Source organism: Streptomyces sp. NPDC037389 (assembly GCF_040636475.1).
Taxonomy (GTDB): domain Bacteria; phylum Actinomycetota; class Actinomycetes; order Streptomycetales; family Streptomycetaceae; genus Streptomyces; species Streptomyces hesseae.
Window position 1 is genome coordinate 59,136 of sequence record NZ_JBEZUS010000014.1, and the last position, 13,079, is coordinate 72,214.

Annotated in this window: 9 protein-coding genes and 2 pseudogenes; all 11 read left to right on the forward strand. The window is 69.6% G+C overall.

Features of this window, described 5'->3' with window-relative positions; all coding sequences use genetic code 11:
• The 11 genes and pseudogenes from AB0E98_RS27195 (at position 1) to AB0E98_RS27245 (ending at position 13,068) form a co-directional block, all read left to right on the forward strand.
• Entirely contained in the window at positions 1-318 is a 318-nt protein-coding gene (locus AB0E98_RS27195; RefSeq protein ID WP_361707452.1) for a hypothetical protein, read from the forward strand.
• A gap of 53 nt (positions 319-371) precedes the next feature.
• Positions 372-5,117: a hypothetical protein gene (locus AB0E98_RS27200; protein ID WP_361707454.1), complete on the forward strand. Its 4,746-nt coding sequence runs from the start codon at positions 372-374 to the stop codon at positions 5,115-5,117.
• A 292-nt stretch (positions 5,118-5,409) separates the two neighbouring features.
• Positions 5,410-6,246: a hypothetical protein gene (locus AB0E98_RS27205; RefSeq protein ID WP_361707457.1), complete on the forward strand. Its 837-nt coding sequence runs from the start codon at positions 5,410-5,412 to the stop codon at positions 6,244-6,246.
• The gene (locus AB0E98_RS27210; RefSeq protein ID WP_361707460.1) at positions 6,246-7,475 is read left to right on the forward strand and encodes a hypothetical protein; all 1,230 of its coding nucleotides are present in this window, start codon (positions 6,246-6,248) and stop codon (positions 7,473-7,475) included. Before AB0E98_RS27205 ends, AB0E98_RS27210 begins: the two co-directional genes overlap by 1 nt.
• Positions 7,476-9,253: 1,778 nt before the next feature.
• Positions 9,254-9,502: pseudogene (locus AB0E98_RS27215) on the forward strand (peptidoglycan-binding protein); the annotation flags it as partial.
• Positions 9,499-10,014, forward strand: a pseudogene (locus tag AB0E98_RS27220) (DNA cytosine methyltransferase); the annotation flags it as partial. The pseudogenes AB0E98_RS27215 and AB0E98_RS27220, both read left to right, overlap by 4 nt.
• Before the next feature lie 573 nt (positions 10,015-10,587).
• Positions 10,588-10,767, forward strand: coding sequence for a hypothetical protein (locus AB0E98_RS27225; RefSeq protein ID WP_361707677.1), 180 nt, complete (start codon positions 10,588-10,590; stop codon positions 10,765-10,767).
• A gap of 64 nt (positions 10,768-10,831) precedes the next feature.
• A complete protein-coding gene (locus tag AB0E98_RS27230) occupies positions 10,832-11,083 on the forward strand; it encodes a hypothetical protein (protein WP_361707463.1) in 252 nt (83 codons plus the stop codon).
• The gene (locus AB0E98_RS27235) at positions 11,080-11,346 is read left to right on the forward strand and encodes a hypothetical protein (RefSeq protein ID WP_361707466.1); all 267 of its coding nucleotides are present in this window, start codon (positions 11,080-11,082) and stop codon (positions 11,344-11,346) included. The genes AB0E98_RS27230 and AB0E98_RS27235 overlap by 4 nt, the downstream gene beginning before the upstream one ends.
• Before the next feature lie 146 nt (positions 11,347-11,492).
• The gene (locus tag AB0E98_RS27240) at positions 11,493-12,722 is read left to right on the forward strand and encodes a helix-turn-helix transcriptional regulator (RefSeq protein ID WP_361707469.1); all 1,230 of its coding nucleotides are present in this window, start codon (positions 11,493-11,495) and stop codon (positions 12,720-12,722) included.
• Positions 12,723-12,837: 115 nt separating this feature from the next.
• On the forward strand, positions 12,838-13,068 hold the full coding sequence (locus AB0E98_RS27245) for a hypothetical protein (protein ID WP_361707472.1): 231 nt from the start codon (positions 12,838-12,840) through the stop codon (positions 13,066-13,068).
• Positions 13,069-13,079: the final 11 nt, after the last annotated feature.

The window sequence follows — 13,079 nt, forward strand, 5'->3', positions numbered from 1 at the left end:
ATGACTGCACTGCGCAACGGCGCTCCGGCCGGGGCCCTGGACGAGCAGACCGCCCGCAGTGATCCGGCTACGGGCCGGTGGTCGCAAGCGGACATGCTCCTCGCGCAGCTCATCGACGCCGTCCGTCAGCTGTCCCACTGCTACGTGATGGCGAACACCGACAGCAAGGCCCGCAAGAAGATCACACCGCCGGAGCCCGTGGCTCGCCCCGGCATCCACCGCACCCCTGGCAAACCCCCGCGAGGGCGGATGAGCGGTGCGGCGGCCGAAGCCCTGTGGCAGATCATGCACGGCCCCGCGCCCGTCCAGCAGACGTAGCACTGCGGCCCGCCCCCTGACGGCTGGCCCCCAGAGAGATAAGGGGGCCGCTGGTGGGCACGCTGATCGGCTCGGTCGAGGTCAAGGTCATTCCCAATGTCCGGGGGATCCGGGCCCAGCTCGCCGCCGACCTCGCCCAGCCCTCCCGGCAGGCCGGCGCGGAGGCCGGACGGATCGCCGGGCAGGCGTTCGCGGAGGCGATGCGCGGCCATGCCGACGACGGCGCCCGCATCGGCGCCAACCTCGGCCGGGCGATTGCCTCCGCTCTGTCCCCGGCCATCCGGGACGCGATCCCCAGCGCCGTTCGCGCCGGCGGCCGTGCCGCCCAGGGCAGTGCCACGCGAGCCGGTGAAGAGACGGGCGGTGCCTTCGCCCGCACCGTGCGGGCCCGGCTCGAAGCCGCCTTCCGCACCCTCCCGCGCATCACCGTCGGCGCGGACACGGCGGAGGCGGACGCTGACCTTCAGGCCCTGCGGACGCGCATGGAGGCGCTGGCGGGCAAGACGATCGGCATCGACCTCGACGCCGCCACGGCGCGCGCGGAAGTCGAGGAGATCGAAGCCGAGCTGATACGGCTTGGCGCCGCCCACCCTGACGTCACGGTGCGGGCGGACACCGCCACCGCTCGCGCCCAGCTCGCCGCCGTCCGCGAGGAGATCGACCGGATCACGGCCGTCCAGGGCCGCGTCCGGCTGGAGACGGACGGATCCTTCGGGGCCCGCCTGCGGGCCCAGGTGCAGGCGGCGCAGGCGGCACTTCCCGAGATCAACATCGACGCCGACACCACGCCGGCGCGGGCCGAGCTGGCGACACTGCGCGCGCAGCTCGCCACGCTCGCCCAGGCCCGGGTGGGCATCGACGTCGACGCCGGTACGGCGCTGGCGCAGATCGAGGCGGTACAGGCGCACCTGTCCGTCCTGGCCGCCACCGACGCGGATATCGACGTGCGGGTGGACGCCGCTGCGGCGTCCGCCGCCCTGGCCGCCGTCCGCGCGCAGGCCGATGCCCTCGACGGCAAGGCCATCGACTTCAACGTTCGCCCCGCCCTGATGGGCACCCTCGCCCTCGCCGCCGCGATCACCGGCCTGGCCGCCCTTCCGGCGATTCAGGTCATGGCCGCGCAGGTCGGCGGCCTTGCCGCCGCCACCCTCGCGGCGGCCGTCGGCTTCGGCCTCCTGGCCGCCGTCGCCGCCCCCGCCCTGGGCGGCATCGCACAGGCGCTCCAGGCGAAGAAGGCCGCCGAGGACGCCGCCACCGCCGCGACCGACAACGGCGCCGCTGCCGCCGCCCAGGCAGCCCAGCGCGCCCGGCAGCAGGAAGAAGCCGTCCGCGCCCTGGCGGCAGCACAGCGCCAGGGCGCGGAACAGGTGGAGGCCGCCCGCCGCCAGGTCACCGCCGCCGAGGAGGGGGCGGTCCGGGCCGAGGAGCAGTTGGCCCGTGCGCAGGACGACGCCCGGCGCGCCCAGGAGGCGCTGACCGCTGCCCGCGCGGACGCCGCCCGCCAGCTCGAAGACCTCAACAACCGGCTGGCGGACGCAGCCCTGTCGGAGCGGGCCGCCGTCCTGCGCCTGGCCCAGGCCCGCGAGGACCTGGCCAAGACCACAGTGGACCCTGGCACCACCCAGCTCGACCGCGACCGCGCCCAGCTCGACTTCGACCAGGCCCTCCAGCGCCTCAAGGAACAGCAGCTTGCCCACCGCCGCCTCACCTCCGACGTTCGCGAAGCGAACGCCGCCGGGGTGGAGGGGAGCGAGCAGGTACGGCGGGCGCACGATGCGCTCACCCAGGCCCAGCAGCGCGTCAGCGACCAGACCCGCGCGGTCGCCGACGCCCAGGGGCGGGTGGCCGATGCCGTCCGGGCGGTGGGCGAGGCCCAGCAGCAGGCGGCCGAGCAGATCGCCGCCGCACAACGCCGCGTCGCCGACGCGCAGCGGGAAACCGCTCAGACGGCGACGGCCGCGCAGACGGCCGCGCTGAAGTACCAGAGGGCACTGGATGCCCTCACCCCCTCCGCCCGCGAAACGCTGACGGCGTTCGTGGCGCTGAAGGGCGCCTTCAAGGACTGGTCCCGCGAGCTCCAGCCCGAGGTGATGCCGCTTTTCACCCGCGCCCTCGATGGTGCGCGGGCCTCCCTGCCCAGCTTCACGCCCCTGGTCAAGAGCGCGGCGGCGGGCGCGCGGGAGCTGTGGGACGCCACGTCCCGCGACATGCGGACGCCCTTTTGGCACCGCTTCCGTGACGACCTGACCACCGCTGTCCGCCCGGCGATCCTCGGCGTTGGCACGGCCGCCGGCTACATGACCAAGGGCGTCGCCGGCGCCTTCGACGCCGCCCTCCCGCACACCCAGCGGTTCACCGACTCACTGGTGAACGGGGCGAAAAAATTCGCCGACTGGGGCACCGGCCTGCGCGACAGCCCCGCGTTCGCCGCGTTCCTGGCCCGCATCCGTGAGAACGGGCCAGCGGTCGCCGAGCTGCTGGGCAACATCGGCGCCGCCATCGGCACCGTCGCCACCGCTCTCGCGCCGATATCCCACGTCACGCTGCCCGTCGTCAGCGACCTGGCCCACCTCGTCGCCTCGGTCCCGCCCGGGGTACTGGAGGCAATCGGCGTCGCGCTGATCAGCATCAGCCTTGGCCTACGCGCCGTCGCCCTGGCCGAATGGCTGGTCAACGCTGCGACCGGCGCCCTGGCGGTGCTGATCCAGGCAACGCCGATCGGCTGGACAGCCGACGTGATCGCCCTGGTGATCGCCGCCGTCGTCGCCCTCGGCGTCGGCCTCTACTACGCGTACCAGCGCGTCGGCGCGTTCCGCGACGCGGTCACCGCCTGCTGGGACGCGATCAAGACCGCCACCCTGTTCGTCTGGACGGCCGTCCTCCAGCCCTTCTTCAACTGGCTCGGAACAGCGGGCCAGTTGATATGGGACGGCTACCTCAAGCCCGCCCTTATGTGGCTGGCGGCCTTCATCATGACGGCCGTCGTCCCGGCGGTGATGTGGCTGTGGCTGAACGCCGTCCAGCCCGCGTTCCAGGGCATAGCCCTGGTGGTTGGCGCCGTCTGGAACGGCGTCCTTAAACCCCTTTTTTTGGCCTTCTGGTCATTCATCGCTCAAACACTTGGGCCGGTGGTCGTCGACTTCGGTCAAACCGTCGTCTGGCCCATCTTCCAGTTCATCGGCCAGGTCATCGCCACCGTGTGGGCGTCGGTCATCTGGCCGACCCTCCAAGCATTCTGGAGTTTCACCAAGAACATCCTGGCGCCGGTGATCATGTGGCTGTTCAATGCGACAGTTCGGCCCACGTTCCTGCTCATCGGGGCCGCGATCGAAGCGGCCTGGGACGGCGTCATCCGGCCAGCCGTCACCGCGTTCGTCTGGTTCTTCAAGAACGTCCTCGGGCCCGCCGTCGAGTGGCTGTACTACGACGTGGTCAAGCCTGTGTGGCGGGCTGTGGGCAGCACCATTGAATGGGGCTGGGACAACGGGATCAAGCCCGCCTTTGAGTCGCTGCGTTCCGGGATCGATCTGGTGGGCCGTGCGTTCGCCAACGCCAAGGACGCGATTGCCATCTCGTGGCACAAAATCCAGGACGCCACGAAGGGGCCGGTCAATTTTGTGATCGGCACCGTCTGGAACAACGGCGTGCTGGATATCTGGAACAAGCTCACCGACTGGATTCCCGGAATCGGCGACAAGCTGAAGATGGAGAAACTACCGCTCCTGGAATCCGGCGGCGCTCTGCCAGTACGCCCCGGCGTCTTCAACAAACCCACAGCGATCGTCGGCGAAGGCAATTCCCGCTGGCCGGAATTCGTGATCCCCACCGACCCGAAGTACCGCGCGCGGGCACTGGGACTCCTCCAGGCCGCCGGCACACAGATGCTCGCCCGCGGCGGCGTCATCGGCTCCGCCCTCGACTGGGGCCGCGACGCCGCAGGTAAGGCATGGGACTGGGGCAGCGACAAGGCCACCAAGGCATGGCGCGGCGTCTCCGGCGCGGCCGACATGCTCGCCCACCCCGGCGAAGCCATGGACAAACTCCTGAAACCGGTCATCGGCGACCTCGACGCCATGGACAGCGCCAAATGGTCGCAGATGATCCGCAGCGTTTTCACGACGCCGGTAACGGGCCTCAAGGACACGGTCACGGACTTCGTGAAGGGGTTCTTGTCGGCCGGCGGAAGCCCGCGCATGGGCGGGGACACCGGCGGTTCCGGAGTAACCCAATGGACCCCACAGGTCCTTACCGCCCTGTCCATGCTCGGTCAGCCCGCCTCATGGCTCGACACTGTCCTACGTCGCATGAATGATGAATCGGGCGGAAATCCCGGCATCGTCAACACCTGGGATGTCAACTGGCTGGATGGGACACCAAGTGTCGGACTGATGCAGGTAATTGGGCCGACCTTTGATGCCTATGCGGGGCCATTCCGGAACACGGGACCGTTCCTGTACGGCACCTCAATTGACCCGCTAGCCAACGTATATTCCGGCCTCAACTATGCGATCCACAGATACGGTTCGCTGTCCGCGCTCGACCGTCCCGGAGGATATGACAGTGGCGGATACCTGCCCCCTGGCCTTTCCTTCGTCTACAACGGACTGGGGCGGCCCGAGCCGGTTTTCACGCCCACCCAGTGGGACATGATCGCCAGCGCCAAGGGGCTCAACTCCTCGCCCCCGGCCCAGGGGAGCGGCGACGGCGGGCCGGTGATTCACCTGCACGCGGTGCCCGGGATTCCCACTGAAGAGCAGATTGTGAGCGCGCTGCGTTTCGCTGACGCGCTCTACGCCTGACCCAACCAACCCTTTCGTGCCTCATCGCGCGAAGCAACGCAAGAGGCAAGGGGGTTGGATTATGCCCGTCCTGTCGGAGGTGAATTCCCCGTCGGCGGTAGTCGCTTTCGCCGGCGGGGGCGACAACGGAGTTACGGGCGGCGAGGCGACAGAGGACGCCCCGCCCCGGGTCACTTTGACCACGGCGACCGGGTCGGAATTCCTGCTGACCGGGGACCTGTCGCAACCCGGTGCGTGCATCGCCATCCTTCCGGGACCGACAGGGATGGACGCCCCGCCGTGGCAAGCCACCGTGTCCGAGTACGCCGGCCTCGACGGCGGCCAAGTCGTCAAGGCCCGCGCCGGCGCCCGCCGGATCAACCTGCCCCTGCTGCTGTGGGCAGGCTCGCGGCCCGAACTGCTGACGCTCCGGCGGCACCTGGTCGCCGCCGTCATGGCAGGCCCGGCAACACTGCGGGTCGCCGAAGCCGACGGCTCCGCCCGCACCATCGGCGTGCACTATACGGGCGGCCTTGAGGGAGACGAGAGCAGCGACAACGCGGGCCTGGCCTACGCCCGCTACGGGCTACAGCTCATCGCCCCAGACCCCTACTGGTACGGGCCCCTGCGCACCGCAGTCTTCCGCGTCCGTGGCGGCACCCCGCACTTCCTCTCACGCCCTCCGGCCCCCGGCGGCACCCACGTCGAAGCCCCCGGTGCAGAAGCACAGTTCTTCCCGCTGCGGATCGGCGGCAGCGTGATCGGGGAAAGCGGGGTGCCCATCACCGTCACGTCCGACACCGACGCCTGGCCGGTGTGGCGCATCACCGGCCCCCTGGGCACCCAGGACGCTGGCCAGCCGGCCGTTCCCGTCCACCTGACGAACACGACCACCGGCGCATCCCTGGTCTTCAACCGGGCCGTACCCGCCGGCGTCACCGTCGTCATCGACACCCGCCCCGGGATCAAGGCCGTCTACCAGGAAGCACCCGACGGGAGCCAGGGCGAGAACCTGTGGCCGGCGGTGGGCGGGGCCGCTGCCCTGTGGCCCCTGGTGCCCGGAACCAACTCGGTCGCCGTCACCGCGAACGGGGCCGACGACCGCTCCACGGTCACCCTGACCTACCAGCCACGACACTACGGAGCCTGATGCGGCGCTACCGCGTCGATGTCCGCGACGCCTCCCTACGCCGGATCGGGCAGATCGACGCTTACACCAGTCTTGACGTCATCGTGCGCCACCTCGACGTTGGTACCTGGTCCCTGACCTTGCCCGCCGCCCACCCGCAGGCTCGGCTGCTGACCACCGGACAGGGCGTGATCATCTGGCCCGACACGCTCACCGGAACGGACCCTGAGCAGGGGGCGGAACCGCTGCTGAGCGGGCCGGTGTCGAAGGTCCGGCACGACTGGTCGTCCACCACCGGCACGGACGGCACGCTTACCTTCACCGGCACCTGCGACAACGCCCCCCTGGCCGAACGCCTGGCCTTCCCCGACCCCTCCCGCCCACCCGACACCGGCACCGGGCGCTACGCAACGGACTACTGGGAGCGGCAAGGACCAGCGGCGACTGTCGTGCGCGAACTCATCGCCGTGAACCTTGGCGAGCGGGCGTTGCCCGGCCGCCGCGTCACCGGACTCGACACCACCTCGCCTCCCGGCGAGAGTGTTCCGGGCGGCCGGAGCGCGTCCGCGCGACTCCGGTTCGACACCGTACTGTCCGCCGTACAGACCCTCGCCACCACCGCGGGCCTGTCCGTGCGCATCGTGCAGCCCGACGCCACCGCGCCACGCCTGACCCTGGCGATCACACCAGCACGCGACCGCTCCCGCGAGGTGCGGCTGTCCCGACAGCTCGGCAACCTCTCCACCTACTCCTACGAGCTGTCCGCCCCGAAAGCCACCCGGGCCGTGGTCGCCGCCCAGGGACGCGGGACAGACCGCTTCTTCTGGCAGTGGACCAACCCCGACAGCGAACGCGACTGGAACCGCACCGCCGAGGTGTTCGTGGACCAGCGCGACAGCCCCGTCCCCGCCAAGCTCGACAGCACCGACCCGCAGTTCACCGCGCTCGCCGAAGCCGCTGGCCGCGCCCTGGAACAAGGCGGCCAACAGGCCGAACTCTCCCTGTCACCCATCGACATCCCACAGATGTCCTACGGCCGCCACTACCGCGTCGGCGACACCGTGACCGTCACCACCGTCGGCGGCGTGGACCTCGCCTATCCGGTGCGCGAGGTCCACATCACCGACACCGCCGACGCCTCCACGGTCCAGGCCACGGTGGGCACGGGCGCCGCAACCAAGACCCCCGCCCTGTACGGCCAGGTCCGCCGCCTGTGGCAGGCAGTCCACCAGCTCAACACCCGCTACTGAACAGCCCTCTTGGGAGGAATCCCCGCTTGGCCGAGTACTTCTATCCCTTCGACTCCGGGGCGGGCACCACGGTCACCTCCGCACAGTGGTCGCACATGACCTCGATGTGGCAGACCGACGGGATCCGCGCCCCCCGTACCGGCGAGGCGGACCCCCTGGGCGCCACGGTCACCGGGCAGGACATGACCGTCACCCTCGCCCCCGGCCACGCCACCGTCCAAGGCCACCACTACCACGCCGACACCCCGCAGAACATCGTGATCACCCCGAACACCGGGACGACACCACGGGTGGACCGCATCGCCGTGCGCCTGGACCGCACCGCCCAGCGCATCCAGATCGCCTACCTGACCGGCACACCCGCCGCCAAGCCCCAGCCGCCGGCCCTGGCCCAGGGACAGGACGGCATCGTGGACGTCCCCCTGGTACAGGTCATGGTCACCCCGCAGACGGGGGCCATCAAGACGGCCGACGTCATGGACGAGCGCGTTTTCGCCCTGACACAGGCGGTGTACGCGAACGTCGGCGCGCGCGAGGCGGCAACCGAGATGCCTGTCCCGGGCAAGCTCACCTACCTCCAGGATGAACAGCGGCTCGACCTGCGCACCGAATCCGCATGGGTGCCCCTGTCCCCTGGGCCGTGGAACCCCCTGCCGCTGCCCGGCGACGTGAAGCCGCACGGCGGCTCGCCGAGCTGGCGCATCGTCAACGGTACGGTCGAGCTGTCCGGCAGCGTGGAACGCAAGGACGGAAGGGACTTCAATCCGGCGGACTCCTGGCTCCTGGCCACTCTGCCCACCGAAGCCCGGCCGCATTACCTGCGCAGCTTCATTTGTGCCACCTCCCGAAATGACCGGGCCAACAACTCCATTCGCGTGGATGTGACGTCCGGCAGCGACCCGTACCCCGGTCAGCTACAAGCCATGGTGCTGTCCCCTGTGAAGTGGATTTACCTGGACTCCATCAAATTCGCGGTTGACACCAACCCGATCACTCCCCGCCCCAGCGGATGGGACGAGATGTCAAAAATGGTAGCGGAGGCAGTCAAGGCCGCGTGGGAGGCCGCGCGGCGGGTGGCGGAGGAAGCGGCCCGGAAGGCCGTGGAGGAAGGCCGGGGTGGAGAACCCCCGCCCGGACCGGATACCGGCAAGGACTCACCAGACAAGGAATCTATGCCTGCTGCACGCAGACTCATAAGCATCGCCCGACGCGAAGTCGGATACCACGAAGGCCGCAACTCTGACGGCCACTGGAACAACATCGAGAAATACGCGCCCCAGGTTCCCGGCCTTGAGTGGGCCCAGGGGCAGGCATGGTGTCACGTCTTCGTGAGCTGGGCCTTCCAGGCCGCCGGCATCAAGACCCTCGCCCCCGTCACCGCATCGTGCTCCAGCGGCGTCGAATGGTTCCAGCGCCGTGGCCGGTGGACGGATTACCCGGTCATCGGCGGCGTTGTCTACTACGGCGACGGAGGCGGTGAGCACACCGGAATCTGCATCGCCTACACGGACGACACCATCACCACCGTAGAGGGAAATACCAACGACAACGGCTCCTCCGAGGGAGACGGCGTCTATCTGCGAACCCGACCCCGCAAGAGCGACCGCATTTACGGATACGGCATCCCCGACTTCCCCGAGGGCGTAGTACTCGCCGACGCGGCCCGCCGTGGCCAGAAGGGCGTGGTCTACTTCGGCCAGCAGGCGGACGAGCGAGACATCCCCGCCAACCGGTTTACCACTGGCGGTGGCGAGACCCGCGAGGTGGTCGGCAGCGACTTTGAACCGTTCCCGGGCGAATCGTTTTTCAAGAGTGAGCCGAGCAGCCCGATCATCACTGCCATGGGCCGCCGTCTGGTGGAAGAAGGATGCGGGGCCTACCAGGACGGCCCCGGCCCCCAGTGGACCGACGCCGACCGCGAGTCCGTGCGCCGGTGGCAGCGCAAGCTTGGCGATGCCACCGAATTCTGTGACGGCTGGCCCGGCGCCAAGCAGTGGAACGCGCTGAAGGTCCCGCGGGTCAAGTGAGCACGGCCACCGCCACTCGTCCCACCTACGCTCGCGATGACTCCGGACTGCGGATCGGCTCCCTCTGCTCCGGGTACGGCGGCCTCGACATGGCCGTGCAACACGTGGCCGGCGGGACTCTCGCGTGGGTCGCCGACCCCGACCCCGGTCCCGCACGGATCCTCGCCCACCATCACCCCGACGTACCGAATCTGGGCGACATCACCGGCCTGAACTGGGGTGACGTTGAGCCGGTAGACGGGTTGGTCGGCGGTTACCCCTGCCAGCCGTTCAGCGCCGCCGGCAAGAGGAAGGGAACTGAGGATCCACGACACATCTGGCCGCACATCGCACGCGCCCTTGGCACACTACGACCCCGCTTCGCATTCCTTGAGAATGTCGCAGCTCACACTAATCTGGGCTTCGGCGACGTCCTCGCCGACCTTGCCGCCCTCGGGTGGGATGCGGAATGGGTCTGTGTACGCGCGTCCGACCTGGGCGCCCCGCACCAGCGGAACAGGCTGTTCATCCTCGCCTGGCCTACCGACCCCAGCAGCACGGGACTACAAGGGGGGCGGTCAGAAGGGGCAACTACCCACGGCCATAGCAGTCCTGGCATCCACGCCTGCAACACCAATCCGGCCCGGCGGACGCACACCGCGCTGTCCCACCGCGCAGGCGCTCCTGCCCACACCGTCAGCTTCCGAGGCCACGGGCGCCGGGCACAGCAGCGGCCGGCAGGGCGGTATGAACCTCCGCTCGGCCGTCTCCGCCCTCCACTCCACGCTGCTGCCCACGCCCCGCGCCTCTCCGAACGAGAACAGGGCGACGCGCCGCAGCCCCAGCCAAGAGGCGGGGACGCACGGGAAGAGCCTGGCAGCCGAGGTCTGCTCACTGCTCCCGACACCCCGGGCGACGGACGGTACCAAGGGCAGCCCCCGGCAGAGGGGGAGCAAGGGGGACCTGACTCTTCCCTCGGCGGCCTACGGGATCACCCATGGGGCCCCTACGCCGACGCAGTCGACCAGTGGACACCCATCGTCGGACGCCGAGCCCCCCGAGCAACCGACGCTATGGGACGACTCAGCCCCCTTCTAGTCGAGTGGATGATGGGCCTGCCCCCGGGCCACGTGACCGCCGTCCCCGGCCTCTCCCGCGCCGCCCAGCTCAAGGCACTCGGCAATGGGGTCGTTCCCTTGCAAGCGGTCGTAGCGCTGGGACACCTCCGCGAACGCGCCGCCGCCCGCGGACGCGACCCACTGGCCCTCCCCGCCGCCGACACGTAAGCCCCACGCCCGCCGGGGCGTTCTCGAGAACGCCCCGGCACAACCACCGAAAGGTAAGCCCCACTTGACCGACGCCACCCGGCGCACGATCCGCACCACCGTACAGACCACGATCACCCTCGCCGCACTCCTGCCCGTCATCATCGACGCCTCGGGCATACCCGCCACCCTGCCCTGGGCCGCCGGCGCGCTCGCCGTCACTGCCGGCCTGACCCGGATCATGGCGATCCCCGGCGTCCAGGCCCTCTTCCCGGCCTGGCTCCGAACCCACCCGGCGGGCACTCTCCCCGCCGGCGACCGGGAGGGCAGTGCGTGACCGACTCCCCACCGTCCGACGCAGCGGCCGTCGCCCTGGAACTCGAACGGCTCCGGGGCGCCGTCGAAGCGGGCTTCGCACGCGTCGACGGCGCCCTCGCCCTCCTCGTCCAGCGCAGCGACCAGAGCGACCGCCGACTAGCCGACCTCGGCACCCGGGTCAACGCACTTGAGCGCTCCCGGTGGCCTCTGCCCAGCCTCGCCGTACTCGTCGCCCTCCTCGGCGTCGCCGTATCCCTTTGGCAGGCCACTACGGCCCACTGAACCCTCGCCCCCGCTCCGGCCACAGGCCGGAGCGGGGGCTTACTTGGCGTTATCGGGGCCACGCCGAAGACACGAGCAAGCCCGGAGGCGCCACGCGTACTCTGGTTGTAGAACCGCGTCGTCACGACATCCCCAAAGGGGTACCGGTGAACAGCTTCTTCGAACTCACCACCGGGGACCGCATCAAGCTGTATCGCCAGCGCAAAGGGCTCTCACAGGTTGCGCTTGCTGGCCTGATCGGTCGCTCGGAAGACTGGGTAAGCAAGGTCGAGCGGGGGGTGATCCCTGTCGACAAGCTGTCCGTGCTGCTCGACCTCGCCCGAGTGCTCGACATCCGAGAGCTTGCCGAGTTGACGGGCCGGAACATAGCGTTGACCACCGCCGGCTCACCAGAACACGAGTCCGTACCCGCTATCCGGCATGCCTTGTCTGTGATCTCGTCCCGCCTCGGAGATCACTTGCCTGGCGCGCCCTTGACGCCGGATGAACTGGCACAGCGCGTCGCCGAGGCGTGGCACGCCTATGAACACAACGTCGACCGATACGCCATCGTCGGCCCGCAATTGCCAACGCTTCTCGCGGAAGCGCACTACGCCTCACGCCACGCTCGCGGCGGCGGCGAGGACACGGCCGCGCGGGCTGTGATCAGCCTGTACCACCTCTTGCAGGTCTACCTGCGGCGCGTGGGTGAGCGGACTCTCTCGCGCGTTGCCGCCGATCGCGCGCTACAGCTCGCTGATCAAACCGGTGACCCCGTCCTGCTCGGGGCGTCTGCATGGGGCTTGTGCAGCGTTCTCACCAGCACAGGGGACGTAGCCGAGTCTGCCGACCTCGCCCGCTCGGCGATGGAGATCACCACGCCCGGCGCCGACGCCTCCCCCGAGCTGCTGTCCGTCCATGGCGCATTGCACCTCGCTGCGGCCGTCGCGACCATGCGTGACGGCAGGCCGGCTGCGGCGTGGGACCTACTGCACGCCGCCGACCGCGTCGCCAGTCGCGCCCAGGTCGACCGTAATTGCTGGCGGACCTCGTTCGGGCCGACCAACGTCGCGATGCACGGCGTGCACCTTGCCGCCGAAGAAGGCGACGCCACCGAAGCCCTGCGTCTTGCCGACGACATCAACGACGACAACCCCGTGCTGCCGCTCGAACGTCGCACTCGGTACCTCGTCGAGGTCATGAACGCCAACAGGCTTAAGCAGGACGACTACGCCACGCTGTACATGATTGGCCGCATCAGGAAGACGTCACCCGAAGAGGTCAAGTTCTTCCCGCTCGTTCGCGAGGCGGTGCGCGACCTCCTCAAGCGTGAACGTCCCTCCTACCGGGCCGAGTTGCGCGATCATGCCGCACACGTGGGCGTGCTTGCTGGCTGAGGCTGGCCCCAGAAGAAAGGCACCCCGGAACTTTTTCCGGGGTGCCTTCGCGTGTGCGTCCTACGGTCTGACGTCTGCCGAACTCCCTTAGCGCGACGTTCAGTCGAGGGGATCTATGACCGACAACCGTCAGTCCAAATTACACGTCGAGCGTGTACATGATCAGCCGTTGGGGCGCACTCAGGCGGGCCGTTTCTTCATCCCCTTGCGGATTTTCGCGGGTGATGGCGAGCCCGAAGAGGCACACCTCGTCATGAGCGGCCCGGACACGGAAAACCTTCTCCGCGACCTCGCCCGCCTCTTCGGGGGCACGCTCTCGCTGGGCCCGATCGGGGGCGCCGCGTGACTGCTCAGGCG